We start from the raw sequence: 26,313 nt of genomic DNA on the forward strand, positions 1-26,313 counted from the left end.
TCGTTCGGAATGACACTTCAAAAATCCAGGATGCACGCCCAATGAGCACCGAAATCAAAGTTCCTGTTCTGCCCGAGTCGGTTTCCGACGCCACCATCGCCACCTGGCACAAGAAGGTCGGCGACGCGGTGAAGCGCGACGAGAACCTGGTCGACCTGGAAACCGACAAGGTCGTGCTGGAAGTGCCCTCGCCGGTCGACGGCGTGCTCAAGGAAATCAAGTTCGCCGAAGGCACGACCGTCAACAGCCAGCAGGTCATCGGCGTGGTCGAAGCCGGCGCGGTGGCTCCGAAGGCCGCTGAGACGCCGAAGGCAACCGCTTCCGACGACGCCAAGAACAAGGCCGCCACTACGGCTGAAGCGCAGCCGGTCGTATCGAAGGCGGCCGCTGCCGCCGCTCCGGCCGCCGCGAAGGCCGCGGGCGTCGAACTGCCGCCGGGCGCGCGCTTCGCCGCTGCAAGCGCAGGCGTCGATGCATCGCAGGTGGAAGGCACCGGTCGTCGCGGCGCGGTCACCAAGGAAGACATCGTCAACTACGCCAGCGGCAAGACCGCCGGCGTGGGTGGCGGCGCGCGTCCGGAAGAACGCGTTCCGATGACCCGCATGCGCGCCCGCATCGCCGAGCGCCTGATGCAGTCGAAGAACTCCATCGCCATGCTCACTTCGTTCAACGAAGTGAACCTCGGCAAGGTCATGGCGATGCGCAAGGAGCTGGGCGAGTCGTTCGAAAAAGCCAACGGCATCAAGCTGGGCTTCATGAGCTTCTTCGCCAAGGCTGCTGCGAATGCGCTGCAGCGCCATCCGGCCGTGAATGCCTCGGTCGACGGCAATGACGTGATCTATCACGGCTACGCCGACATCTCGATCGCCGTGTCGACCGACAAGGGCCTGGTCACGCCGGTCGTGCGCAATGTCGAGCGCCTTTCCTTCGCCGAAATCGAAGCGCAGATCGCCGAGTACGCCAAGAAAGCGCGCGACGGCAAGCTCAGCCTCGAAGACCTGCAGGGCGGCACCTTCACCATCACCAACGGCGGCACCTTCGGCTCGCTGATGTCGACGCCGATCGTCAACCCGCCGCAGTCGGCGATCCTGGGCATGCACGCGATCAAGGAACGCGCCATCGTCGAGAACGGCCAGGTTGTCGCCGCGCCGATGATGTACATCGCGCTGTCCTATGATCACCGAATCATCGACGGCAAGGACGCGGTGCTGTTCCTGGTCGACATCAAGAACCAGCTCGAGAATCCGCACCGGATGCTGCTGGGCATGTAAGAACATCGGAACGGGAACCGGCAGCGGTTCCCGTTCTGCGTTGGATCGCAGGATCAAATCACTCCCCCGCCAACAGCTTCGTGCAGCGCTCGCGCTCCGGCTGAACAAGAGATTCCCATGAGCGAACAACAGAACTTCGACGTAGTCGTCATCGGCGCCGGCCCCGCCGGCTATCACGCCGCCATCCGTGCCGCGCAGCTCGGCCTGAAGACCGCGTGCATCGACGCCGCGCTCGGCAAGGACGGCAAGCCCGCTCTCGGCGGCACCTGCCTGCGCGTCGGCTGCATCCCGTCGAAGGCGCTGCTCGACAGCTCGCGCCAGTTCTGGAACCTCGGCCATATCTTCGGCGAGCACGGCATCAGCACGAAGGACGCTAAGATCGACGTCCCCACGATGATTGCCCGCAAGGACAAGATCGTGAAGCAGTTCACCGGCGGCATCGGCATGCTGTTCAAGGCCAACAAGGTCACGCCGTTCTACGGCTTCGGCCAGCTGCAGCCCGGTAACGTCGTCAAGGTGAAGCAACACGACGGCAGCGAAGTGGAGCTCAAGGGCACCAACGTCATCATCGCCGCCGGTTCGGATTCGATCGAACTGCCGTTCGCGAAGTTCGGCGAGCACATCGTCGACAACGTCGGCGCGCTCGATTTCGAAACCGCGCCCAAGCGCCTGGGCGTGATCGGTGCTGGCGTGATCGGTCTCGAACTGGGCAGCGTGTGGAACCGCCTCGGTTCACAGGTGACCGTCCTCGAAGCGCTGCCGAACTTCCTCGCGGCCGCCGACGGCGAAGTCGCGAAGGTCGCCGCGCGCGAATTCAAGAAGCAGAACCTCGACATCCGCCTCGGCGCCAAGGTCAGCAAGACCGAGGTGAAGAAGGACGGCGTCCACGTCACCTACGCCGATGACAAGGGCGAGCAGGAAATCGTCGTCGACAAGCTGCTGGTGGCCGTCGGCCGCCGCGCCGCGACCAAGGGTCTGCTGGCCGACGGTACCGGCGTGAAGCTCGATGCACGTGGGATGGTCGAAGTGGACGAGCACAACCACACCGGCGTCGACGGAGTGTGGGCCGTGGGCGACTGCGTGCGCGGTCCGATGCTCGCACACAAGGGCTTCGAGGAAGGTATCGCCGTTGCCGAACTGATCGCCGGCCTGCCGGGCCATGTCAATCTCGACACGATCCCGTGGGTGATCTACACCGAGCCGGAAATCGCCTGGGTCGGCAAGACCGAGGAGCAATTGAAGGCCGAAGGTATTCCGTACAAAGCCGGCAGCTTCCCGTTCGCCGCCGTCGGTCGTGCGGTCGCCATGGCTGAACCCGCTGGCTTCGTGAAAGTGCTCGCGCACGCCGAAACGGATCGTGTGCTCGGCATGCATCTCGTGGGCGCGAACGTGTCCGAACTCGTGCACGAAGGCGTTCTGACGATGGAGTTCAGCGGCTCCGCCGACGACCTCGCCCGCATCTGCCACGCGCACCCGTCGCTGTCCGAAGCCGTCCACGACGCCGCGATGGCCGTGCACAAGCGTTCGATCCACAAAGCAAACTAAGCAAGACCGGCAGTGAACGCACAGTTCCTGCTCAAGGCCGCCATCACCGTCGCACTGGTGCTGGCGGCTTCTTTTTTGGCGAAGCGGCACGGATGGCTTGGCGCGCTGGTCGCCTCGCTGCCACTGACGTCATTGCTGGTGCTGGTGTGGCTCTACACCGACACGCGCGACGCGAAACAGGTTGCGGACCTGTCGATGGGCATCTTCTGGTTCGTGCTAGGTGGATTGCCTTTCTTCGTCGTGCTTGCCGTTGCGTTGCGTAGCGGCTGGAATGTGTTCGTATCGTTCGGCGCCGCCGCGTTCGCGGGTTTTGCGGGCGTCGCACTCACGCAATGGTTGCTGGCTCGCTTCACCACCGGAGGCTGACGATGGCCACACAGGGCAATCCCATCCGCAACGTGTCCGACACTGCACTGTGGGTCGCGATCTATCGCGCGATGGAAAGCGAGCGTCCGGATGCGATATTCCACGACCCCTATGCTCGCCGTCTCGGTGGCGAGCGCGGCCAGGCGATCGTCGACGCGATGCCGCGCGGCAAGATGATGAGCTGGCCGATGGTCGTGCGCACCGCGGTGATGGACGAGATCATCCTGCGCTGCGTGCAACAGGGCGCAGCGACCGTGCTCAATCTCGCCGCAGGGCTCGACACACGCCCTTATCGACTCGCCCTGCCCGCTTCCCTGCGCTGGCTGCACGTCGACCTGCCCGACATGGTCGATTACTTCCGTTCGCGCATGTCCGGCGAAACGCCGCGCTGCGAGTTGGAATTCATCGCCGCCGACCTGCGCGATGCCGATGCGCGGCGCGAGGTATTCACGAACGCCGCCCGGTTCGGCCCCGTGCTCGTGATCACCGAAGGATTGCTGATCTACCTCGAGTCGGGCGATGTCGCCGATCTCGCGCGCGACCTGCACGATATCGCCCGCGCGAACTGGTGGCTCTCCGACCTCGCTTCGCCGATGCTGCTGAAGTACCTCGAACGGCAATGGCAGCCGATGCTGAAGCAGGGCAATGCGCCGTTTCGTTTCGGACCTGCCGAAAGCACCAGCTTCTTTGCACCGTTTGGCTGGCGCGAGGCGGAATATCGCCCGCATTGGGACGAATCGCTCCGCCTGAAGCGGACCATGCCGCATGCATGGCTCTGGAAGATCCTGCGCCGGCTGCAACCACCCAGGCAGCGCGAAGCGATGAAGCGTTTTTCCGGCATCATGCTGCTCGAATCCACCTGATCAGCGAAGAGACATGCGCTCCATCTGCGTCTATTGCGGCTCCAACGCCGGCAGCAAACCCGTTTACACCGAACGTGCGATCGCACTCGGCACGCGCATCGCGAAGGAAGGCCTCGCGCTGGTCTACGGCGGCGGCAACGTCGGCCTGATGGGCGTCGTCGCCGATGCCGTGCTCGAAGCCGGCGGCGAGGTGATCGGTGTCATTCCCGAGCAACTGGTCAACTGGGAAGTCGCGCACAAGGGCATCACCCGGCTGGAAGTCGTCACGAACATGCACGAGCGCAAGGCGCGCATGTTCGACCTGGCCGACGGTTTCGTCGCCCTGCCCGGCGGCTTCGGCACGCTCGACGAGATGTTCGAGATGTTGACCTGGCGCCAGCTGGGCATCGCCGACAAGCCCTGCGCCTTCCTGGATGTCGATGGTTTCTACGCGCCGCTGCTGGCGATGATGGATCGCATGGTCGAAGAGCGTTTCCTGCATCCCGACCAGCGCCGCGATCTCTGGCACGGCGACAGCATCGACGCGCTCATGGCCTGGATGCGGGCCTATGAACCCGCGCAGGCGTCGAAGTGGATCGACGAAAAGCGCCGCGCAGCGCTGCGCTGACAACAAAATCGCAGTAGTCCGCTTGTAACGGCACGACAGGACCAGGCCCGATGGATCGACGTCACTTTCTCGCTACCACCGCACTGGCCGCCTCTGCGTCGCTGCTTCCAGCTGTCGCTTCGACAACAACGGCTGCTGCCCCGTCGCCGGGCATGGACATGTTCAAGCGCGTCAATTTCGGTACCGACGGGCTTGGATTGAACGCGCGCGAGTATGCGACGCTCCTGCATGAAGCCGTGACCGCGCGGCCCTTCCCCGCCGACTTCTATTCGAACGGCGGCGTGATCGAGGAAATCGAAAAGGCCTTCGCGGAATGCCTTGGCAAGCAGGCGGCGATGTTCGTACCAACCGGGACACTCGCCAACCATATCGCCATACGCAAGCTCGCCGGCAACGATCGCCGCGTGCTGGTCCAGGCGGAGAGCCACCTCTACAACGACAGTGGCGATTGCGCGGAAGTACTGAGCGGACTGAACCTCATCCCGCTCGCCGCCGGCGGCCGCATGCCGATGCTGGACGAGGTGAAGCAGTGGGTGGAACGTTCGGCCCACGGGCGGGTGGAAATGAAGGTCGGCGCGATTTCGATCGAAAGCCCCATTCGCCGGCTCGATCACCAGATGGTTCCGTTCGCCGAGCTGCAACGCGTCAGTGCTTATGCGCGCGAACAGGGCATCCGCCTGCACCTGGATGGCGCGCGCTTGTTCAACCTGCCCCAGCACTCCGGACGCAGCGTGCGCGACTACGCCGCGCTCTTCGACACCGTGTACGTGTCGCTGTGGAAGCACTTCAACGGCTCGACTGGCGCAATCCTAGCCGGAGATGCGTCCTTCATCGAAGGCCTGTACCACACGCGGCGGATGTTCGGCGGGTCACTGCCCCGTGCCTGGCCCAACGTCGCGCTGGTTCCCCGTTACCTGGAACACTACGCAGAAGATTACGCACGCGCCTGGCAATCCACCGAACGACTGATTGCCTTGCTCGAAGCGGATGGACGCTTCCGCGTACGTCGCATTCCGGATGGCACCAGTCGTTTCTTCCTTGGAGTTGCGGGCGTCGCACCGGATGTGTTTTCCCAGCGCATCGCCAGCGCCAATGTCTATCTTCCGCAGGCCATTCCGGACACCGGCGAATTCCCCATCGACGTCAACGCAACCATCCTGCGCATGACGCCGGATGCCCTGGCGCGCATCTTCATTGGCGCCATCGGCTGATACCGCGAGCGAGCATCCCATGAACATCCCCGCACAGTTCCAGTCCTTCCGCATCCACAACGACGCCAACGGCTATCGCAGCGGCATCGAGCAGATAGCGCTCGACAACCTCGCGCCCGGCGAAGTCGTGATCAAAACGGCTTACTCCTCCGTCAACTACAAGGACGCCCTCGCCGGCACCGGACAGGGCAAGATCCTGCGCAGCTTCCCGCTGGTGGGCGGTATCGACGTGGCGGGCCACGTCGTGGCTTCCACCGATCCGAAGGTCCGCGAAGGCGACCAGGTGCTGGTCACCGGCTGCGGACTGAGCGAAACACGCGACGGCGGCTACAGCGAATACGCGCGACTCGAATCGCAGTGGGTCATTCCCCTGCCCCACGGACTGAGCCTGCGCGAAAGCATGATCCTCGGCACCGCGGGTTTCACCGCGGCGCTCGCGCTGTATCGCATGAAGGACAACCGGCAGACGCCGGAACTCGGACCGCTCGCCGTCACCGGCGCGACCGGCGGCGTGGGTTCGCTTGCGGTCGACATCTTCAGCCGCGCCGGCTTCGAAGTGCATGCGATCAGCGGCAAGGCCGGCCAGGCCGGCTATCTGAAGTCGATCGGTGCAACCGAAGTCCTCGGGCGCGATGCGCTCGCCACCACGCGGCCAATGGAGTCCGCGCGCTTCGGCGGCGGGCTCGACAACGTCGGCGGCACCATGCTTGCCAGCCTGCTCGCGCAGACGGTGCCTTACGGCAATGTCGCCAGCGCGGGACTTGTGGCAACGGCGGACCTCCCGATCACGGTGATGCCGTTCATCATCCGCGGCGTGTCGCTTGTCGGCGTGGCTTCGGCAGGCACTGCACGCGACATTCGCGAAGCTGTGTGGCAACACCTGGCTACCGACTGGAAACCACGCCACCTGGACCGCGTCTGCACCCGCGAGATTCCGCTGGCGCAGCTGCCCGACGTATTTGCGACGATGCTCTCAGGTGGCTCGCTCGGCCGCACGCTGGTGGCTTTGTAGCGGGTTGCGGCGTCATTCAGCCGGGCTACAATCGGCCGACTTCCTGGGGAAAACCTGATGGCCCGCATCCTGATCGTCGATGATTCGCCTTCGCAGCTGATGGGCATCCGCCGCATCGTCGAGAAGCTGGGTCACGAAGCCATCACTGCCGAAGACGGCGCAGCGGGCGTGGACGTCTGCAAGCGCGAGTTGCCCGACCTGGTGCTGATGGACGTGGTGATGCCGAACCTCAACGGTTTCCAGGCCACTCGCGCGATCAGCAAGGACCCGGCGACGCAGCACATCCCTGTCATCCTCGTGACGACCAAGGACCAGGACACAGACCGCGTGTGGGGCATGCGACAGGGCGCGAAGGCGTATATCACCAAGCCCTTCAGCGAAAGCGACCTGGCCGACGTGATCACCCAGGTGATGGTGTAAGAAAAAAGGCGGGCCTGGCCCGCCTTTTTTATTGCTGTTTTCAGGCTGTAACTTCCGTCACGCCCGGCGCCAGTCGCCCGCGAACGCATCGCGCATCGCCTCATACGCCGCCCGCTGTTCCTCGGTATTCGGCTTGGGCGAGAGAATTTCCAGTTCCACGATCTGGTCGCCTGGCGGTGTGCCCGGCAAACCACGGCCGCGCAACCGTAGCTTGCGGCCGCTTTCGGACTGCGGAGGAATTTTCAGTTCCACCGGGCCACCGAGTGTCGGCACGCTGACCGTCGCACCGAGCGCGGCTTCCCAAGGCGCTACCGGCAGCACATGGATGATGTTGCGGCCGTCGACTTCGAACTGCGGGTGCGCGGCGTATTCGATCTCCAGCAGCAGGTCGCCGCGCCGGCCTTCGCGCGTAATCGATCCCTGCCCCGCGAGCCGGATCATCTGTCCGGGCTTGATGCCTTTCGGAATGCGCACGTCGAGCGTGCGATTGCCCACGCCGATGCGTGCAGGCGAACCTGCGTATACCGACTCGAGCGACACCGCGAGCTTGGCGCGCGTGTCGCCGCGACCATGCTGCCCGCCGCCGTTGAAACCGCCGGCGCGACCACGGCCGAACATCTGCTCGAAGAAGTCGCTGAAGCCGCCACCCGCGCCACCGCCGGCGAATATCTCGTCGAAATCCACTCCGCCAGGCCCGCCGCCGAAACCGCCCGGCGGTGGCTGCACTTCATCGCCCGGGCGGTAACCACGCGCGCGCAACTGGTCGTACGCCGCGCGCTTCTGCGGGTCGCGCAGCGCTTCATAGGCTTCGTTGACGGCCTTGAACTTCTCCTCGGCCCCGGGTTCCTTGCTGACATCAGGGTGGTACTTGCGCGCGAGGCGGCGGTACGCACCCTTGATTTCAGCTTCGCCGGCACCGGGCTCCAGGCCCAGCGTTTCGTAGTAATCCTTGAACTGCATGTTCCATCCGCTCTGGCCGCAGCCATTCGAAAGTCCGCCCCGTGGCGGAATGCCGCGGGGCGATGGAGGTTAGCGCACAGCGGGCACTGACACGGGATGCGGCCGTCAGTGGGACTGACCCGACTGCGGCTCCGATGTCATGGCGGGCCGCTCGGCGTCCCGCCGGCCGACCTGGATGCGGCGCGGTGCGGCTTCGGGGCGCTTGGGAATGGTGATCTCCAGGACACCATGGCGGCCGTGCGCCTGGATGCCTTCCGGGTCGGCGCTGTCGGGCAGCACGAAGCGGCGGTGGAAGCTGCCGTAGCGGCGCTCGATACGCGAGAAACGATCCGTCTGTTCGGAAGTCTCGCTGCTGCGCTCGCCCTTGATGGTGAGGATGCCCTTGTCCATCGACACCTCGATGTCGTCGGGATCGATGCCGGGCAGGTCCGCGTACAACACGAAGCGGTCCTTCTCTTCCTTCACGTCGACGCGCGGCACCCACTGGCTGGTCACGACCGAGCTGTCGTCGGTATCGCGGGTGTCCATGCCGGAGCCTTCGAAGAAGCGCTCGAACATGTTGCGGAATTCGTCCTGCAGCGCGTTCTGCGGCCATTGACGGTAACGGACGATATTCATTGCCAATACTCCTGACAAAAATCTGCGAGGGATGTGGCGAAGGCGAACATCGGGCAGTCGCGCAGGCTGCCTTCGCCAACCGCGGACATGGGTTTGGGGGCTTGCGATTTCAAGCCGATGACTTCAAGCGGACGACATCAAGCACACGGCTTCGGGCGCATTGACGCGTTGTTACCCGGCAGCGTCTAGACTTCGTGAAGACCTCCACCAGAGAGACCAGCGATGACCATCCAGGTTGGCGACCGCATTCCCGAAATCCCCCTGCAACGCATTCGCGACGGCGTCGAAATCGTCGATACGCCGACGCTGTTCGACGGCAAGAAAGTCGTGCTCTTCGCCGTGCCGGGCGCATTCACTCCCACCTGCTCGGAACGGCACCTGCCGGGGTACGTGAAACACTTCGACCAGTTCAATGCGCGCGGCATCGACGTGCTCTGCATGTCGGTCAACGATCCCTTCGTCATGCAGGCCTGGGGCCAGAGCCAGCAGGTGCCCGAGGGCCTGCAGATGCTCGCCGACGGCAATGCGGATTTCACCCGAGCGCTCGGCCTGGAGCTCGACGCCAGCGCCTACGGCATGGGCACGCGTTCGCGCCGCTTCGCGTTGTATGCGGATAACGGCGTGGTAAAGAAGCTGTTCGTGGAAGCGCCGGGCGAGTTCAAGGTTTCGTCGGCGGAGTACATGCTCGACGAACTGGCCAAGCCGGAATGACGCGGATGCGCTGAACGCACATGCCGCCATAGTGACAACGCCCGCTTGTGCGGGCGTTGTCATGTCTGGCGATCCCGGATGTGCGGAAGCGGTCCTAATGCCTGCGGGTACTGGAGCTTCCCGACATTCCCGACCTGCCGGAATCATCCGAACTGCGGGAACGATCGCCGCCGCTGTCGTTGTCATCCAGTGGGCTGGCGCTTCGGCTGCCCTGGCTTCCACCGTCACTGCTCGCGCTGCGGCTACCACCATCACTGTCGCGGGAACCTGCGCTGCTGCCACGGCTGGAATCGCTTGCGCTCGAAGACGTGCTGCTGGCGGACATTGAATCGCCATCCGAACGCGAACTGGTGCTCGCACGTTCGCGGCTCCCCCCCGAGGCTTCACCGCCCTTGCGGCCGATGTCGGACATGTGTTCGCGATCGCCGCTCACCGACTCGCCGCCGCGGCGGCCGATGTCGGACATGTGCGCGCGGTCTCCGCTCACCGCTTCTCCACCCTTGCGCGCGATCTCGCGTTGGGTTTCGTCGTCCATGGCCGCGAAGCCGCGATTCGAGCCTTGCTGGTTGCCACGGTTCTCTGTCTGGTTGCGGTTCGGCATCTGTTCTCTCCTGCATGAAGGGCGGCGTCGCGACGCCACCAGAGGTCTTTCAGCGCCTGTACGCGCTGCACCATCGCTTTCCTGCTCCGCCGCGCTACGGGCACAGCATGGAAAACTGCCTGCAGGTCGAGCTGCACCTGCGCGGCCAACCTAGCGAGCGTGTCGTTATTGACCGCGTGTGCCTGCGTGACAGCGGCAGCAACAACTTGCGGCCGCACGACGTTCGACTGAAGGGTTCAGCGCAACAGGCGGAACTCGACGCGCGACCATGCGCCGCTATCGGCCAACGCGGTGAGCGTGTGCGAACCAGGTTCGCTGAATTCGTGCACGAAATTGCCGGCCCCGCGTGATTCGCCTACGAGACGACCATCGAGCAACCAGCGGATCCGTGCCTCGCTTCCGATGGCGCGTAGCGACAGGCGCAGTTGCGTGGTGCTATTGGAGGCACGCGCGAGCGTCGCGTGGTCGTTGATGCCTTCGATGCGAAGTTCTTCCGTGGCATCACGGCCGTCCGGCGCGCAGTCGGAAGACAGCGCGGGAAGGCGCGATGCCTGTCGTGCCTCGATCGACAGCCATGGCGAAGCGAGCGCGGGCCAACGTGCGACTTCTGCACGGCGCCTCTCGTGCGGCTTCGTGCATTCCGCCGAGACACGCAGGCCAGAGATCGCGTCGACTTCGAAACGCTCGCGGCCCGCGCTCCACAGCCGCGCGTCACGTTCTGCAAACGTCGGTGGCACGGCGCCGTCGAGCGTCCACGCCTTGAGCTTCCTGCGACACAGTTGCGGTGCGTGCGGATCGGGCGGAAGCCCGAGCGGCCAGCAGACGTCGATCTGCTCGACGTTGCGCGGCGGCGGACGCGACTCGCCGTCTCCACGTTGCGTCGGCAGGCTGTCGACGACTTCGAACAGCAACGGCAATGCCGTCACCGCGCCATATTGTCCGGGCAGCGGCGTGCCGTCGGGCCGTCCCACCCACACCCCGACCGTGTAGCGCCGCGTGCTGCCGAGTGCCCATGCATCCCGGAAGCCGTAGCTGGTGCCGGTCTTCCACGCCACGCGCGGACGGCCGCGCTGATCGAAGGTGTCGGCGATGCTGCCCGGTCGCGGATTCGCCTCGAGGATGTCGCGGACGATCCAGGCCGCACCGGGCGACAGCAGGCGCCGCTCCACGCGCGGATCACCCGGCTGATAGCGCACGCGCCCGGCGACCCCTTCGCGATTCAACGCGGCGTATGCACCGACCAGGTCTTCCAGCCGCGCGCCCGTGCCACCGAGGATCATCGCCAGATTGGGAGTGGCGCCGTTCGGCCATTTCAGGTCGATCCCTGCATTCGCCAGGCGCGCGGCGAAGCGCGAAGGACCGACGCGATCCAGCAGATCGACGGCTGGCACGTTGAGCGAAAGACGCAGCGCCTCCGCCGCGCCGATCGGGCCATTGAATGCCATGTCGAAGTTGCCCGGCCGGTAATCGCCGAACGATTGCGGGGCGTCGACCAGCAGGCTCTCGGAATGGATCAGTCCATCGTCGAGCGCAAGGCCGTAGAGAAACGGCTTCAAGGTGGACCCTGGCGAACGCCACGCCTTGACCATGTCGACATGACCGAGCCGTGCCTTGTCGGCGAACTCGACGGAACCGACATAGCCGCGCGCTTCGAGGCTGGCGTTGTCGATCACCAGCAGCGCCGCCGACGTGCGTTCGGGAAGATCGGAGAAGTACGCGGCGACGCGATCTTCCAGGGTGCGCTGCAGATCGAGATCGATGGTGGATTCGATCCGCGAAGATTTCGGATTGCTAGTGCGCAAGCGCTGGGCAAGGAGCGATGCGTGCTGTGGCGGCTGCAGGGAACGCGCGACGACCGGTTCCACGCGTGCGTCGCGCACGACCTGTGGCGACCACACGCCCAGGTGATTCATGCGCACGAGAACCTTGTCGCGTGCGAGGCGTGCGCGTTCGGCTTCGCGATCAGGACGCAGGCGGCTGGGCGATTGCGGCAGCACGGCGAGCAATGCTGCCTCCGCATGCGAGAGCCGCGTGGCGGGTTTGCCGAGATAGGCCCAGCTCGCGGCTTCGACACCTTCGATAGTGCCGCCGAACGGTGCACGGTTGAGGTACAGCCGCAGGATCTCGTGCTTGCTCAGATGGACCTCGAGCTGGAGCGCCCGCCAGAGCTGGCGAAGCTTGCCCCACGGCGTTCGCGTATTCCGCCTGCCGTTGGCCGGCGAGTCGAGGATGCGCGCGACCTGCATCGTGAGCGTGGAACCACCCGACACCACTTGTCCGTTGCGAAGCCACTGCCCGCCCGCGCGCAGCAACGCGACCGGATTGACGCCGCCGTGGCGCCAGAACCAGCGGTCTTCGTAATTCAGCAATGCGTGCAGGTATAGCGGCGAGACCTGCTTTTCATCGATCGGATAACGCCAGATGCCGCCACGGTCGGCGAACGCGCGCAGCGGCGTGCCTTCGCGGGAAAGCACGACCGCCCCGGCATCGCGCGCGCGTGGTAGCGGCAGGGGAAATGCGAGATCGAGCAGCATCGCTGCAATGAGAAGCAGCAGTGTTGCGAGCAGCGCCTGCAAGGGAAAGCGGTAATGAACGCGCAGGCGTCCGAAGTGACGGAAGCCGGCCGCCGCCGCCGGATCTCCCGCAGGAATGTTCCGCGCGTCGATGGTTGTTTCTGCGTTCAAGACAACACCAGCGCGATTCGAATGGCCTTCGTCATGGCGGGGTGCCTAGCGCTCACCCCGCGGTTCCGGCGTACTGTTATTTCCCAGGCTGCTTCACTGTCAGCGTAGCCGGACTGGCCTTGCCGACGCCGCGCAGGTCCGGCCGGTACATGTCTTCGACCAGTGACGGCGGCACGGTGTACGTACCGGGCGTTACAGCGCGAACCAGATAGAACAGCCGCGCAGTGTCATAGGTGCTGAGCTTGAGCGCGGCAACGTAGCGATCGTCGCGATACTCCTCGTGGCGTACCTCGGCAGCTTCATCGCGATCGGCGATCTCGATGCCGTCGACGACCACGCCGGCCCATTGCTTGGCATCGCCCAGATTGAAGTTCTCGATCTCCAGGCCCGCTGGCAGCAGGTCCGTCACCAACGCATCGGGCATGTTCACGCTGCTCTTGACGGTGAGCTGCACGATCAGGCTGTCACCCTCTTCCAGGGTGCCGCCACTCCATTCGGTGCCATCAGTGTTGTAGTACTTGCGCGCTATCGAAACCGTGCTCGAATCCGGCTCCGGCGCACTGCGCGGTACACCGACGGCTTCGAGACTTACGAACAGCGGCGGCTCGCCTTTTGGAGCGAAGCTGACGCCGCGCGACAAGGCGTCCTGGTCGAAGACGCGGCCGGTGATGCGGGTCGATGCAACCTCGGACGATTCCGCGCCCACCTTCCACTGGCCCGACAGGGTCTTGGCCTGGTCGGCCATCAGGGCCTTGCCCAGCCGCGCAAGCGCCACCTGTTCCTGCGTGCTCAGCCAGAACCAGCGTTCCTTGCGCCGCGCATCCAGCTCGCGGCCCAGCGCCACCACGCGCGTGTCGTACTCAGGCTTGGCGTAACCGCGCTCATGCAGCAGCGCGATCATCAGTGCGTCGTCGCGCAGTCGCGTTCCGTAATCGGCGAGGTAGACCGGGCGGCTCTTCGAGTCCATTGCGAAGCCGGCAGCGATCGCCTTCGCACCGCGCGCCTTGTCGCCCTGCAGCGACAACGCCAGCCCCAGGTGCACCAGCGGCAACCCCGTCATGCTCTGCTTGCGGCTGTTGTCGTACAGCGCACGCAGCGTGCCGAGAGGAGCCCGGTTCACGCGTGCAAGCACGTAGCCCGCATGCGCCTGGTACGCGAACTTGAGGTGGTCGCGATTGTCGTAGCCGTAGAACGGCGTCCCACCGGCGAGCAGGTCCTCGTTGAGCGCCTTCAATGCCTTCTGCAGCATGTTCTCGGGCACCGCGAAGCCCCCTTCGCGCGCATCGAGGAGGAACTCGACGATGTACGGCGTCAGCGACTGGTTGATGTAGTCGCCATCGCCCCACATCGAGAAGTGGCCCGATGTCACCTGCATCGCCGCGAGGCGGCCGAAGGCGCCTTCCATGCGTTCGCGACGTTGCTTCGCATTGAGACCGTCCACGCCGAGCATCTTCGCCGTCGCTTCGTCGAGTTCGAGCGCGGCGTAGCCCTTGCTCGTGGTCTGCTCCGCGCAGCCGTACGGGTACTTCAACGCGTCTTCAAGTGCAGCGGCGAACGGGATCGGCGGCAACGCACTCACGACCATGCGCGCCTTGACCGACCCCGGCATCAGACCTTCGGTGAGATCCGTGCCGAGCGATACCGCAGCCAGATCATTGATCACTCGCGTGCGTGAACGGGTCACCTGCGACCAGGCCGGCCGCACCGGGACGTCGTACTTGCGGTCCACGTTGAAGTCGTTGCCTTCCACCCGCACACGGACCTGCGCCGTGGAATATCCCTCGCGCGCGACCAGTGGGAACGTATAGGTGGTCTTGCCGTCGACACCCAGCTTCGCGGTTCGCGCCGCATCGGCAAGCGACAACGGACCGATGCCGTCCAGCCTTACCTTGAACTCGCCCGCCTTGCCGGTGAAGTTCTGCACGTCGAGAGTCACGCTGCTGCGATCGCCTGGCGCGAGCACGCGCGGGAGGCTGGCTTCGGCCAGTACCGGTGCGCGTACGACGGTTTCCTTGTCCTTGCTGCCGTAGCGATTGCCCGAATACACCACCGCCGACACGCGCAATGTTCCGTTGAAATCGGGCACCGGCAGGCTGAGCTGGGCCAGACCTTTCGCATCGAGCTTCACCGGGCCGCTGAACAGATCCACGGTCTGCACATGCGCGGTGGGACGACGCGCCTGCGGCAAAGCCAGCGGCGCCATGTCGCCGCCGAAACGGATCTTCGCGGTTCCGCCTTCGAAGCTCTCGATCACCCTGCCGTAGACGTCGTAGGCATCCACGCCAAGGCGGCGTTGGGCGAAGAAGTGTTTCGCCGCATCGGGCACCGGGAAGCGCGTGATGTTGAGGATGCCGACATCGACCGCGGAGACTGTGACGAACGCCTGCTCACCTGCGAGCTGCGGCACACTCACCGTCACCGGAAGATCCCGTTCCGGACGCATCTGCTTCGGCACCGCGAGACCCACGGCAACCCTGCGGTCGCGGCGATCCATCGGCACGTAGGCCACACCGACGGCGCGCGCCGGCGTGATCCTGTCTTCCGCGGTACCGCCGCGGAAAACGAGCGCGGTGACGTATACGTCGTGGCGCTCCCAATCCTTGGTGACTGGAATTTCGAAGGTCTTGCCGGCCTTCGCTTCGATGTCCTGCACGTAGATCATGTGGTCGCTTTCGACCATCAGCAGGCCACGGCCTTCGTGCGGCGGCGTGAGTGTCACCTTGAGCACGTCGCCCGCCTTGTACGCGGTCTTGTCCAGCGCGAGCTTGACCTTGTCGGGACGGGCGTCGAGGCCGCGGTTCTCGTCGCTCCAGCTCCAGCCGGCCTTGAAGGGATAGCGCGTGGTGAGTTTCGTCGCAGGGTCGTACACATCGAGCCGGTACTCGCCCCACTCGACCGGAAAATCGATCTTCACCGGCGAAGTTCCCGCGTCAACCGTGCGCGTATTGATGTCTTCGTAGCGACGGGTGAAGTCGTAATCCCAGCTGTCGTCGTGCCAGTTCCAGTGATAGTCGCGGTGCTCGCGCACCAGCGTGACCCGCAGCGCCTTGCCGGGACGCGGCTGGCCGTCGCTGCCGAAGCGCCCCACTTCGAATGCGGCGTTCGCGTTCGCGTCCGAACCTTCCTTGTCGTCGAACAGCGGGCGCACGCCGACCAGCGCATCGGCGGGCCAGAGCACGCGCTTGAGGCTGCGATTGACGCTGCGTCCACCGGTTTCGAAGACGCTGCCCGTCACCATCGCCGCGATGGCGCTGACCGGCTTGGCCTCGGCGGGCAATGCGATGTCCTGTTGCAGCTTGCCGTTGGCATCGAGCGAGGTATCGATGACGTCCTTCGCTTCCTTCGGCAGCTGCAGCGTGGGATCGCCGAAGAACCAACCCGGTAACTGTTCGAGCGGATGCTGTTCGACGGCTACCGTCAGTTTCGCGGTGAAGCGGTTGGAGGCTGCCGGCGCGCCGTAGAGATAGGCGCCTGTCGCCTGCAATCGCAGCGGCTCACCCGGGCGGATGACAGGCTGCGCGGTGAGATCGAGCTTCATCCGCTCGGGCAGGAATTCCTCGACGCGCAGCGCCATGCCTTGCACGGCGTCCTTGCTCGCCGGATCGGTGCGGAACTCGACGCGCCAGCGACCCGTTGCCGCGTCGACTGGAATCACCTGGGTATGGCGCACGTAACCTTGTGCATCCGGCTGCAACTTCGTTTCAAGGAACGTCTTGCCGTCCGGCTGCACGTAACGCACGAAAACAGGCTGCAGCGCCTTGCCCTTGGCGGCGACAGGCTGGCCATCCTGGTCGCGCAGCAGCGCGGAGATGCGCACGGTTTCGCCGGGACGGTACAGGTCGCGACCGGACCAGGCGAAGACGTCGAACCAGGCCTGCTCGCGACCGGCCACGGCGAATTCCGACAGATCCAGTGCGGGCTGGTTGAACGGCAGCATCGACACGTCGCTGCCGCGTTGCGCGATCAACACGTGCGCGGCATCGATCCTGTAATCGAGCATCGCGTTGCCGTTGCGGTCGGTCGCCGATTTCATGACCGGCTCGCCTTCGGCGTTGAGCACCTTCAGCTCCACCCCGGCGATCGCACTGCCCGTTTCCAGTGATGCGGCGTGGACGAACAACTTGTCCTTGTAGGCGCGCGCATGCAGGCCGAGGTCGCTCACGGTGAAGAAGGCGGTGTCGAATTCTTCCTTGAACGTGCCGGTTCGTTTCATCACGGCGAAGTACAGGCCGGGTTCCTGCAGTTCCTCGATGTCCTGCAATGGCAAGTAGGTCAGCACGCGTTCGTTCTTCTTGCCGCCGAGCACGAAGCGGTTGACGTACACGGGTTCGGCGAGCTTCGACAGCGGCGTGCGGCTGTGTTCGGTACCGCCGTCGTCGTCCCAGGAATATTCGCGCTCGAGATCCCAGCTGCTGCGTCGTCCGCCGCGCTGGAATTCGGCGAAGAACTTCGGCAGTTCTTTCTCCTTGATGCGCAGGAACTCGACGTCCACTTCCGTCACGTTCACCGAAACCACCGGCAACCCACGGCTCTCGCGCGCGGGAAGCACGCTGCCCTGCGAGGCGAAACCGACGACGGGTTCGAGCGGGCCGGTGTAGACGGTGCGCTTTTCTTCCTTGCCGAGGCGATTGCCATCCGCGGCGGTCAGGCCCGCCCTGAGGGTGACCACGTATTCCTTGCTCGCTTCCACGTGCGGGAAGCGCAGCACCTTGGCTTCGTCATCGCCGTCGTCGTCGAGAACCCAGCTGCCCTTGACGGGCGCGCCGTCCTTGTCGGTAACGGCAATCAGTGCATCGAATTCCTGGGTGCCGACCAGCGGACGGCTGAATTCCAGCGCGATGGCGAGCTCGTCGCCGTTCTGGTCGGGATACGCGGCAACGAGGCCGAATCCCTCCACCGCTTCGCGCTTGGCGGCGATCTTCTCGCCGGTGACTTCGGGCAATTGTCCGTCGGCGTCACGCCTGCAGCCTCCCAGCGCCAGGCTTGCCAGGATCAGCACAAAAACCAACCCGCACGACAGGCGGGCCGGAACGATTCCCTCCGGATACTGCAGGCGCTTCATGCGACTCTCCCCAAGTTTGCGGGCAAGCGTACGGCAGCGCGCAACGATGTGGGAGAGGTGTGGAATACGGTCCAGTGAACTGGCGTTTAGCTGGCGATGACCGGGCCCAAAAACAAAAACGCCGCCCTGAGGCGGCGTTTTCGTGGAACGCAGTCCGGATTACGACTCCAAACGCGATTCGTCTTCCGCGCCGGCCGGCACAAGGGCCTCGGCTTCGACGGGTTCGCCGTCGTCGTCGAGCGAAGCATCCAACCGCTCGATCGCCTGCAGGCATTCGTCCGCCGCCAGGCGCATGAGCGTGACGCCCTGCGTGTTGCGGCTGACCTGCGAGATTTCCGCCGCCCGGGTGCGGACCAGCGTGCCACCGTCGGAGATCAGCAGGACTTCGTGGTGGTCGGACAGCTGCACGGCGCCGACCAACAAGCCGTTGCGCTCGGTCGTCTTCAGCGCGATCACTCCCTGGGTGCCGCGGCCCTTGCGCGGGTACTCGGACACCGGCGTGCGCTTGCCGTAGCCGCGTTCGCTGGCGGTGAGGATGTCGCCATCGCCATCGACCACGATCAGGCTGACGACCTTGGCGCCGGACTGGACTACTTCGCCCTCGCCTTCTTCGCCTTCAGTCGAATCGCCAGCCGCCAGGCGGATGCCGCGCACGCCGGTGGCGGTGCGGCCCATCGAGCGCACTTCGCTCTCGGCGAAACGCACGGCCTTGCCGTTGCTCGCGAACAGCATGATGTCGCGGCTGCCGTTGGTGAGTTCGGCGTTGACCAGCGCATCGCCCTCGTCGAGGTTGATCGCGATCTTGCCCTTCTGCAGGCGGAAGGCGAACTCGGTGAGCGGCGTCTTCTTGACCGTGCCGTTGCGGGTGGCGAAGAAGACGTACTTGCCTTCTTCATATTCGCGCACCGGAACGACGGCCTGGACCTGTTCGCCGGCTTCCAGCGGAATCCAGTTGATGATCGGACGGCCGCGCGCGTTCGGGCCGGCATCGGGCAATTGGTGTACCGACAGCCAGAACACGCGGCCGGCACTGGTGAAGGTCAGCAGCGTGTCATGCGTGTTGACCAGCCAGAGCTTGTCTATGAAATCCTCGTCCTTCGTCGAAGCCGCGCTACGGCCCCGGCCGCCGCGCTTCTGCGCGCGGTAGGCGCTGACCGGCTGGCGCTTGGCGTAACCGGAGTGCGACAGCGTGACCACCACGTCTTCGGGCGCGATCAGGTCGAGGATGTCGAGGTCCTCTTCCGAAGCACGGATTTCGCTGCGGCGCGCGTCGTTGAATTCTTCCTTGAGGTTGCGCAGCTCGGTGCGGATCACTTCAAGCAGTACGGACGAATCTTCGAGGATCTCGATCAGGCCGCGGATGGTTTCGAGCAGCTGCTTGTATTCCTCGGTGAGCTTGTCCTGCTCCAGGCCGGTCAGGCGGTGCAGGCGCATCTCGAGGATCTGCTGGGCTTGCGTTTCGGTCAGCTGGTAGCGGCCGTCGATGAGACCAACGCCCTGCGGCAGGTCTTCCGGACGCGATGCATCCGCGCCAGCGGCGGCCAGCAGCGAAGCAACCAGCCCGGCTTCCCACGTGCGCGCCAGCAAGCGATCGCGCGCTTCGTTCGGATTCGCCGAGGTCTTGATCAGCTCGATCATCTCGTCGATGTTCGCGAGCGCGACCGTCAGGCCTTCCAGGATGTGCGCGCGGGCACGTGCCTTGCGCAGTTCGAAGATGGTGCGGCGGGTGACGACTTCGCGGCGATGGCGCACGAAGGCTTCGAGGATCTGCTTGAGGTTCAGCAGCTGCGGGCGGCCATCGACCAGCGCCACCATGTTGATGCCGAACACCGACTCCATCTGCGTCTGCTGATAGAGGTTGTTGAGCACGACTTCCGCCGACTCACCGCGCTTGACCTCGATGTAGATGCGCATGCCGTCCTTGTCGGATTCGTCGCGCAACTCGCTGATGCCTTCGAGCTTCTTTTCCTTCACCAGCTCGGCGATCTTCTCGATCAGGCGAGCCTTGTTGACCTGGTACGGGATCTCGGTCACCGCGATGGCTTCGCGGCCGGTGTCCTCGTTCACTTCGATGTCGGCCTTCGCGCGCATGCGCACGCGGCCACGGCCGGTGCGATAGGCGAGCTGGATGCCGCCGACGCCGTTGATGATGCCCGCGGTCGGGAAATCGGGGCCCGGGATGTACTGCATCAGGCCGTCGATGTCGATCGTGGGATCGTCGATCAGCGCGATCGTGGCATCGACGACTTCACCGAGGTTATGCGGCGGAATGTTCGTCGCCATGCCGACCGCGATGCCGGCGGAACCGTTAACGAGCAGGTTCGGAACCCGGGTCGGCATGACCGTGGGTTCGAGTTCCTTTTCGTCGTAGTTGGGCTGGAAGTCGACGGTTTCCTTGTCGATGTCCGCCATCAGCTCGTGCGAGAGGCGCGACATGCGCGCTTCGGTGTAACGCATCGCCGCGGCCGAGTCGCCGTCGATCGAACCGAAGTTGCCCTGGCCGTCGACCAGCATGTAGCGCAGCGAGAACGGCTGCGCCATGCGCACCAGCGTGTCGTACACCGCGGTATCGCCATGCGGGTGGTACTTACCGATGACGTCACCGACGATACGCGCCGACTTGAAGTACGGCTTGTTGCTGTGCGCACCGAGCTCGTGCATCGCGTACAGGACGCGGCGATGCACGGGCTTGAGACCATCGCGGACATCGGGAAGCGCGCGTCCCACGATCACGCTCATGGCGTAATCGAGGTAGCTGCGGCGCATCTCGTCTTCGAGGTTGACCGGGATGATTTCCTTGGCGAGTTCTGCCATTCGGGTTCCGTGTGCTTGCGTTGCGGTTGGTTCAAAACCGGCCCGTCGGGGCGAGGCAAAACGTGCCCGGAGCGGGCGTGTTTTGCGGCTCGCTCAGGGCGGCTTCAAAAGACGTGAAATCGTATCACAGAACCGGGGTTATAGACACCCGGATTTCCACGTGGAAACAAGTACTTACGGCGCTTTTTCGCGGTCGTTCCGAAACTATTGCAGCGCGCCCGGTCACGGGTCCGCACAAGACGCCCGATCAGCTGCCGAAAGCCGCCTTCATGGCGGCCACGTCCGGGCGCTCGATGACACCTTTTTCGGTCACGATCGCATCGATCAGCTCGTGCGGCGTCACGTCGAAAACCGGGTTCCAGGCGTCGATGTCGTGCGCGGCCGTGCGCACGCCGCCGATGGCGAACATCTCGCAGGGGTCGCGCTCCTCGATGTGGATGTCGGCGCCGGTGGGCGTGTCCATGTCGACGGTCGAAGACGGCGCGGCCACCATGAACTTCACCCCGTGGTGGCGCGCGGCGATGGCGAGCTGGTAGGTGCCGATCTTGTTGGCGGTGTCGCCATTGGCGCAGATGCGATCGGCGCCCACGACGACCCAGCGCACGGCGCCGGTCTTCATCAGGTGCGACGCCGCGGAGTCGGCGATCAGGGTGGGCTGGATCCCGTCCTGCTGCAGCTCCCACACGGTCAGGCGCGCGCCCTGCAGCCACGGCCGGGTTTCGCCGGCGTAGACCTTGCCGATGCGGCCCTGCGCGACGCCGGCACGAATGACGCCCAGCGCGGTGCCGAAGCCGGCGGTAGCCAGCGAGCCCGTGTTGCAGTGGGTCAGCACGCCGCTTTCGGGTTCGATCAACGCGGCACCGAGCGCGCCCATGCGGCGGTTGGCGGCGAGGTCCTCGTCGGCGATGGCCTGTGCTTCCCGCTCCATTACCTCGCGCCAGTCAGGACCGGCTGCGCCCAACACCCGACGCATGCGTGCCAGCGCCCAGGCGAGATTCACGGCGGTCGGACGCGCGTCGTTGAGGCGCTGCATCGCGGGTTCGAGCTTGTGCACGGCTTCGGCGCCGTCGACAGCTTCGATGGTCCGGTCCGCGAGCACTACGCCCCATGCGGCAGCGATGCCGATGGCGGGCGCGCCGCGCACGGTCAGCGAGTGGATCGCCGCTGCGACTTCATCGCTGGTAACGCAGCGCACGTATTCGACATCGAAGGGCAGCTTGCGCTGGTCGAGCAGTTCGAGTGCATCGCCGGTCCAGCGGATCGGACGGATGCGGTCGTAGCGGTCGAAGTCGAAGGTGTCGGTCATGGCGCGATTCTAACGGAGCGTGATTGCGATCACGACCGACCGGCCCGTAGTGCCGAGCTTGCCGGCACGTCTTTGGCCATCACGGCTGCAGCAGCGTGCCGCGCATGGCTCGGCACCAATTCACGCACGGGTGAAATCGAAGGCCAGCACGTCCGCAATGCGGGTCGTGCCAAGCATGGCCATCAGCACACGGTCCACGCCGAGCGCGACGCCGGCACACGAAGGAAATCCAGCGGACAGCGCCGTCAGCAGGTTTTCATCGCGCGGCGGTTGCGCGTCGCCGCGTTCAGCGCGTCGGTGCAGGTCGCGATTGAAGCGCGCACCCTGCTCCGCCGCATCGGCGAGTTCGTGATAGCCGTTGGCGATTTCCAGTGGCCCCAGGTACAGCTCGAACCGTTCGGCTACCGGCACGCCGCCCACGCCGTCTTCCCGGATCCGTGCAAGCGCGCACTGCGACGCCGGATAGTCATACAAGGCGAGCAACTGGCCCTCGGCGAACACTGGCTGCAACCGATGCGTCATCAGCAGGTCGAGCCAGTCGTCGCGCGTCAGGCCGGTGGGATCGATCACCACGTCGCCCATTGCTGCACGGAGTTCTTCGTCACTCGCGGTCGCCGGATCGATGCCAAGTTGCTCGCGATAAAGCGCGTGGTAACTCACCTGCTTCAATTCGGCGTTGCGACCAACCAGCGCCAATGCCGTGTTCACCAGCGCCGCGGTTTCCAGAATCAACTGGCGATGATCCCAATCCAGTCGGTACCACTCGAGCATGGTGAATTCAGGATTGTGGCGGCCACCCGCCTCTCCGTCGCGGAAGACGCGACCCAATTCGTAACAGTCGTTGAAACCTGCTGCCAGCAGCCGCTTGAGTGGATACTCCGGAGAAGTACGCAGCCAGCGCGTGCGCGGCGCACCGTCGGTGCGGCCGCTGAATTCGAGCGAAAACGACGCGATGTTCGGATCGGTGTTGCCGGCGCGCGACAGTACCGGCGTTTCCACTTCGACCACGTTACGTTCGTCGAAGAAGCAGCGTATGGCTGCATTGAGACGCGCGCGCAGATGCAACGCATCGAAAGATGCCGAAGGCTGCCAGCCCTGCGTCACGAAGCGTGCCCGGCGAGGAAAGCGAGCAGGCGCTCCTCGTCCCAGATTTCGACGCCGAGTTCCTGTGCCTTGGCCAGCTTGGAACCCGCCGCCTCGCCTGCGACCACGAACGACGTCTTCTTGGAAACGCTGCCCGATACCTTGGCGCCGAGAGCCTCCAGCCTGTCTCCGGCTTCGTCGCGGGACATCGCTGCAAGCCCCCCGGTCAGTACCACCGTCTGTCCGGCGAGCGGTCCGTCGGCCGAGCGCTGCGGTGCGCCCTCCTTCCAGTGCACGCCATTCGCACGCAGCGCGGCGATAACTTCGCGGTTGTGCGGCTCGGCGAAGAAGTGGGCGATGCGCGCGGCGACGATCGGGCCGATGTCTGGCACGGTTCGCAACGTGTCCACGTCGGCACTCATGATTGGGTCAAGCGCGCCGAAGTGCTTCGCCAGTGTCTTCGCGGTGGATTCGCCGACGTCGCGGATGCCCAGCGCATACAGCAGGCGTTCGAGCGTGGTGTTGCGGCTGGCATCGATCGCGGCGATCAGGTTTTCCGCCCAGCGTGTAGCGACTTTCCCGGCTTTGGCGGTCGCTGGGGTTGCTCCAGTAACCTCGTCCGCACGGCGCTTCATCTCGAGGAAATCCTCGAGCGTCAGCTTGTACAGGTCGGCGACGGTGCGCACGTAGTCGAACTCGACCAGCGCCGCGATGAACTGCTCGCCCAGGCCTTCGATGTCCATCGCGCGGCGCGAAGCGAAGTGGAACAGTGCCTGGATGCGTTGCGCGGGGCAGAACAGGCCTCCCGTGCAGCGCGCCACGACTTCGCCCTCTTCGCGCTCCACCGCCGATCCGCAGGCAGGACATTCTGCCGGCATCACGAACGGCGGATGCAGCGGATTGCCCTCCTTGTCGGTCGGCCGGCGTTCCTCGATCACGCGCACGACTTCCGGGATCACGTCGCCGGCGCGGCGGATGATGACCACGTCACCCTTGCGCACGTCCAGACGCGCCACCTGGTCGGCGTTGTGCAGCGTCGCCTTGACCACGGTGACACCGCCAACGTGCGTGGGCGTGAACACGGCGAACGGTGTCACCGCGCCTGTGCGGCCGACGCTGACTTCGATCGACTCGACCGTGGTGGCCTCTTCCTGCGCAGGGAACTTGTGCGCGATCGCCCAGCGCGGCGCACGCGAAACGAAGCCCATGGCGCGCTGCTGGTCGTAGCGGTCCAACTTGTAGACGACACCGTCGATGTCGTACGGCAGGTCGTTACGTTGCGTGCCGATCTGTTCGAAGTAAGCGAGCAACCCTTCGGCCCCTTTCGCGGTGGTGACCTGCGGGCACACGGGCAGGCCGAAGTCGCGCAATAGCGCGAGCGTCTGCGAATGCGTCGCCGGCAACTTCAGGCCTTCCACTTCGCCCAATGCATAGGCGAAAAAACTCAACGGACGCTGCGCCGTGATGCGTGGATCGAGCTGGCGCAGGGATCCGGCCGCGCCGTTGCGGGGGTTGGCCAGGGTCTTCTCGCCATTTTCGCGTGCCCACTTGTTGTAGCGTTCGAACGCGGCGCGCGGCATGTAGATCTCCCCGCGCACCTCCAGAACATCGGGCGTTTTTCCGCGCAGCCTCAGCGGAATGGCGCGCACGGTACGCAGGTTCACGGTGACGTCTTCACCGGTGGCGCCGTCGCCACGCGTTGCGCCGCGTACGAACTGGCCATTCTCATAGCGCAGGCTGATCGCGAGACCATCGAGCTTGGGCTCCGCGGAAAACACCGGTTCGAAATCGCCGGTCTCCTTGCCTATCCGGGCAACGAACTCGTGGATTTCTTGAGGCTCGAACGCATTCGCGAGCGAGAGCATCGGCACGGCGTGGCGAACTTCGGAGAACTTGGCCGAGGGCGCATTGCCCACGCGCTGCGTAGGTGAATCCGGTGACGCGAGTTCGGGATGCGCGGCTTCCAGCGCCTCGAGTTCCCGCATCAAGCGGTCGTACTCGATGTCCGGAATGTCGGGATCATCGAGGACGTGATAGCGGTAGTTGGCGTCTTCGATCTGCTGGCGCAGCTCGGCAATACGGGTAGCGGGCGATGGCGACTTCGGCGTCATTGGTTGGTTGTTCGCCTTGCTCGTCATTCCCGCGAAGGCGGGAATCCAAGGTAGGGATTCTGCCTTTGTGGGTGCGATGGGGAAAGCAAAAACACCGCCTCGCCAACTTGCGGAATGCTCGATCCAATCATCCAGGGCGCTAGGCCGGGGCCTGCGTACTGCACCTCTTGCTGGAGTGCCTCAGCATCGACATTCCAGGCCAAAGTCACCGGATTCCGGCTTGCGCGGGAATGACGAGCAAAGCAACACCAACAGGCGCGGCATCGGCCGCGGACCCGCGAGAGAGTTACCAGCGACCCGGCTTCATCAACGGCGGCGCTTCACGCTGGCGGTCGTAGGCACGCAGCTCATCGCGGATGTGCGCGATGCGCTGGCGCCCGAGCGCGTTACGCGACTCGTCCAGCACCACGCCGTCGAGCAGTTCCGCCATGCGCTGCGCAGTCGGCAGCATGGTTTCCCAGGCATCCAGCGCCGCGACCGGTGCGGGCAGCGTCAGGAAGAACGCGATCGCCGGCGTTTCCATCGACTGGATGCTGGCCATGTCGAAGCTGCCGGGCTTCATGATGTTGGCGACGCTGAAGACCGGGCCGCGTTCGGGATGGTTGTCGACGAGGCGATGGAACACGCCCATGTGGCCGTAGGACAGACCTGTCTTTTCGGCCGCCACCACGATGTCCGGGCCATGCAGCTTCGCGCCTGCGCGAGCGGCCAGATACAGCGTGACGATCTTGTCGAACGACTCGTCGTTGCGTTTGCCCAGGTCGCTGCTCACGGCGGAAGAGGACGTTGCACCTGCTTCGGCCGCGTCGAGCGCGAGTTCCGGCTGGCTGGCGCGCTCGTCGTAGTTGTCGATGAGGTCATCGTTGCCCGTTGCCTGTCCGCTCAGCGTCGGCTCCGTGCGGATGAAACCGTCGGCCACGCTTTCGCGCGGCACCCGCTTGCCCTGCTCCTGCCTGCGCGGACGACCGAAGAAAACGATCGCGCCGATCAGGATCAGGCCGGCGATCAGAATGCCGAGTCGCAGCAGGGTCACGTCGGACATCGTTTTCTCCTAACAGCAGGATGCGA

The 26,313-nt window shown here is 64.9% G+C and carries 19 protein-coding genes; 9 read left to right on the forward strand and 10 right to left on the reverse strand.

From position 1 onward, the window contains the following. Window positions 1–41 precede the first annotated feature (41 nt). From sucB to pilH, 8 genes are all read left to right on the forward strand, one after another. Entirely contained in the window at window positions 42–1,271 is a 1,230-nt protein-coding gene (sucB, locus tag ASD14_RS08265) for a dihydrolipoyllysine-residue succinyltransferase (RefSeq protein ID WP_056131538.1), read from the forward strand. A gap of 117 nt (window positions 1,272–1,388) precedes the next feature. After that, the gene (gene lpdA / locus ASD14_RS08270; RefSeq protein WP_056131541.1) at window positions 1,389–2,816 is read left to right on the forward strand and encodes a dihydrolipoyl dehydrogenase; all 1,428 of its coding nucleotides are present in this window, start codon (window positions 1,389–1,391) and stop codon (window positions 2,814–2,816) included. Between the two features lie 12 nt (window positions 2,817–2,828). Then, window positions 2,829–3,182, forward strand: coding sequence for a DUF3147 family protein (locus tag ASD14_RS08275; RefSeq protein WP_200947035.1), 354 nt, complete (start codon window positions 2,829–2,831; stop codon window positions 3,180–3,182). A 2-nt stretch (window positions 3,183–3,184) separates the two neighbouring features. Next, complete coding sequence (locus ASD14_RS08280; protein WP_162247686.1) at window positions 3,185–4,045, forward strand: SAM-dependent methyltransferase; 861 nt, start codon at window positions 3,185–3,187, stop codon at window positions 4,043–4,045. 13 nt (window positions 4,046–4,058) lie between these two features. Next, window positions 4,059–4,652, forward strand: a complete 594-nt coding sequence (locus tag ASD14_RS08285) for a TIGR00730 family Rossman fold protein (protein WP_056131544.1) — start codon at window positions 4,059–4,061, stop codon at window positions 4,650–4,652. A gap of 50 nt (window positions 4,653–4,702) precedes the next feature. Then, a complete protein-coding gene (locus ASD14_RS08290; protein WP_082538823.1) occupies window positions 4,703–5,863 on the forward strand; it encodes a beta-eliminating lyase-related protein in 1,161 nt (386 codons plus the stop codon). Window positions 5,864–5,882: 19 nt separating this feature from the next. Then, window positions 5,883–6,875 carry a YhdH/YhfP family quinone oxidoreductase gene (locus ASD14_RS08295; RefSeq protein ID WP_056131548.1) on the forward strand — a complete coding sequence of 331 codons (993 nt, stop codon included), beginning with the start codon at window positions 5,883–5,885 and terminating at the stop codon, window positions 6,873–6,875. A gap of 57 nt (window positions 6,876–6,932) precedes the next feature. Continuing rightward, window positions 6,933–7,295, forward strand: a complete 363-nt coding sequence (gene pilH / locus ASD14_RS08300; RefSeq protein ID WP_056131552.1) for a twitching motility response regulator PilH — start codon at window positions 6,933–6,935, stop codon at window positions 7,293–7,295. 57 nt (window positions 7,296–7,352) lie between these two features. On the opposite strand, the gene ASD14_RS08305 is transcribed toward pilH, so the two are convergent. Beyond that, complete coding sequence (locus tag ASD14_RS08305; RefSeq protein ID WP_056131556.1) at window positions 7,353–8,255, reverse strand: DnaJ C-terminal domain-containing protein; 903 nt, start codon at window positions 8,253–8,255, stop codon at window positions 7,353–7,355. Window positions 8,256–8,360: 105 nt separating this feature from the next. After that, window positions 8,361–8,873, reverse strand: coding sequence for an Hsp20/alpha crystallin family protein (locus tag ASD14_RS08310; RefSeq protein ID WP_056131558.1), 513 nt, complete (start codon window positions 8,871–8,873; stop codon window positions 8,361–8,363). A gap of 222 nt (window positions 8,874–9,095) precedes the next feature. Here ASD14_RS08310 and ASD14_RS08315 point away from each other — a divergent pair, with 222 nt between their 5' ends. Next, entirely contained in the window at window positions 9,096–9,584 is a 489-nt protein-coding gene (locus ASD14_RS08315; protein ID WP_056131561.1) for a peroxiredoxin, read from the forward strand. 94 nt (window positions 9,585–9,678) lie between these two features. Here the strand turns inward: ASD14_RS08315 and ASD14_RS15715 are convergent, their stop codons facing one another. From ASD14_RS15715 to zipA, 8 genes are all read right to left on the reverse strand, one after another. Continuing rightward, window positions 9,679–10,185, reverse strand: a complete 507-nt coding sequence (locus tag ASD14_RS15715; protein WP_082538824.1) for a KGG domain-containing protein — start codon at window positions 10,183–10,185, stop codon at window positions 9,679–9,681. A 236-nt stretch (window positions 10,186–10,421) separates the two neighbouring features. Next, window positions 10,422–12,761 carry a penicillin-binding protein 1C gene (gene pbpC / locus ASD14_RS08325; protein ID WP_235565359.1) on the reverse strand — a complete coding sequence of 780 codons (2,340 nt, stop codon included), beginning with the start codon at window positions 12,759–12,761 and terminating at the stop codon, window positions 10,422–10,424. A 184-nt stretch (window positions 12,762–12,945) separates the two neighbouring features. Continuing rightward, window positions 12,946–17,931 carry an alpha-2-macroglobulin gene (locus ASD14_RS08330; protein ID WP_056131565.1) on the reverse strand — a complete coding sequence of 1,662 codons (4,986 nt, stop codon included), beginning with the start codon at window positions 17,929–17,931 and terminating at the stop codon, window positions 12,946–12,948. Between the two features lie 159 nt (window positions 17,932–18,090). Then, window positions 18,091–20,745 carry a DNA gyrase subunit A gene (gyrA, locus tag ASD14_RS08335; RefSeq protein ID WP_056131567.1) on the reverse strand — a complete coding sequence of 885 codons (2,655 nt, stop codon included), beginning with the start codon at window positions 20,743–20,745 and terminating at the stop codon, window positions 18,091–18,093. Between the two features lie 247 nt (window positions 20,746–20,992). After that, complete coding sequence (gene mtnA, locus ASD14_RS08340) at window positions 20,993–22,051, reverse strand: S-methyl-5-thioribose-1-phosphate isomerase (RefSeq protein WP_056131571.1); 1,059 nt, start codon at window positions 22,049–22,051, stop codon at window positions 20,993–20,995. Between the two features lie 120 nt (window positions 22,052–22,171). Continuing rightward, window positions 22,172–23,155, reverse strand: coding sequence for an EF-P lysine aminoacylase EpmA (gene epmA / locus ASD14_RS08345; protein ID WP_056131574.1), 984 nt, complete (start codon window positions 23,153–23,155; stop codon window positions 22,172–22,174). Next, on the reverse strand, window positions 23,152–25,245 hold the full coding sequence (ligA, locus tag ASD14_RS08350) for an NAD-dependent DNA ligase LigA (RefSeq protein ID WP_056132361.1): 2,094 nt from the start codon (window positions 25,243–25,245) through the stop codon (window positions 23,152–23,154). Before ligA ends, epmA begins: the two co-directional genes overlap by 4 nt. A 286-nt stretch (window positions 25,246–25,531) precedes the next feature. After that, on the reverse strand, window positions 25,532–26,287 hold the full coding sequence (gene zipA / locus ASD14_RS08355) for a cell division protein ZipA (RefSeq protein ID WP_056131577.1): 756 nt from the start codon (window positions 26,285–26,287) through the stop codon (window positions 25,532–25,534). Window positions 26,288–26,313 lie beyond the last annotated feature (26 nt).

The sequence above is a fragment of the Lysobacter sp. Root494 genome, from assembly GCF_001427225.1.
In the GTDB taxonomy this organism is placed as follows: Bacteria; Pseudomonadota; Gammaproteobacteria; order Xanthomonadales; family Xanthomonadaceae; genus Agrilutibacter.

Coding starts and splice junctions, on each gene's coding strand:
- ASD14_RS08285 (WP_056131544.1), top strand. CDS start 4,059: ATGCGCTCCATCTGCGTCTATTGCGGCTCCAACGCCGGCAGCAAACCC.
- mtnA (WP_056131571.1), bottom strand. CDS start 22,051: ATGACCGACACCTTCGACTTCGACCGCTACGACCGCATCCGTCCGATC.
- ligA (WP_056132361.1), bottom strand. CDS start 25,245: ATGACGCCGAAGTCGCCATCGCCCGCTACCCGTATTGCCGAGCTGCGC.
- ASD14_RS08280 (WP_162247686.1), top strand. CDS start 3,185: ATGGCCACACAGGGCAATCCCATCCGCAACGTGTCCGACACTGCACTG.
- ASD14_RS08315 (WP_056131561.1), top strand. CDS start 9,096: ATGACCATCCAGGTTGGCGACCGCATTCCCGAAATCCCCCTGCAACGC.
- gyrA (WP_056131567.1), bottom strand. CDS start 20,745: ATGGCAGAACTCGCCAAGGAAATCATCCCGGTCAACCTCGAAGACGAG.
- ASD14_RS08290 (WP_082538823.1), top strand. CDS start 4,703: ATGGATCGACGTCACTTTCTCGCTACCACCGCACTGGCCGCCTCTGCG.
- ASD14_RS08330 (WP_056131565.1), bottom strand. CDS start 17,931: ATGAAGCGCCTGCAGTATCCGGAGGGAATCGTTCCGGCCCGCCTGTCG.
- ASD14_RS15715 (WP_082538824.1), bottom strand. CDS start 10,185: ATGCCGAACCGCAACCAGACAGAGAACCGTGGCAACCAGCAAGGCTCG.
- zipA (WP_056131577.1), bottom strand. CDS start 26,287: ATGTCCGACGTGACCCTGCTGCGACTCGGCATTCTGATCGCCGGCCTG.
- ASD14_RS08305 (WP_056131556.1), bottom strand. CDS start 8,255: ATGCAGTTCAAGGATTACTACGAAACGCTGGGCCTGGAGCCCGGTGCC.
- lpdA (WP_056131541.1), top strand. CDS start 1,389: ATGAGCGAACAACAGAACTTCGACGTAGTCGTCATCGGCGCCGGCCCC.
- ASD14_RS08310 (WP_056131558.1), bottom strand. CDS start 8,873: ATGAATATCGTCCGTTACCGTCAATGGCCGCAGAACGCGCTGCAGGAC.
- ASD14_RS08295 (WP_056131548.1), top strand. CDS start 5,883: ATGAACATCCCCGCACAGTTCCAGTCCTTCCGCATCCACAACGACGCC.
- sucB (WP_056131538.1), top strand. CDS start 42: ATGAGCACCGAAATCAAAGTTCCTGTTCTGCCCGAGTCGGTTTCCGAC.
- pilH (WP_056131552.1), top strand. CDS start 6,933: ATGGCCCGCATCCTGATCGTCGATGATTCGCCTTCGCAGCTGATGGGC.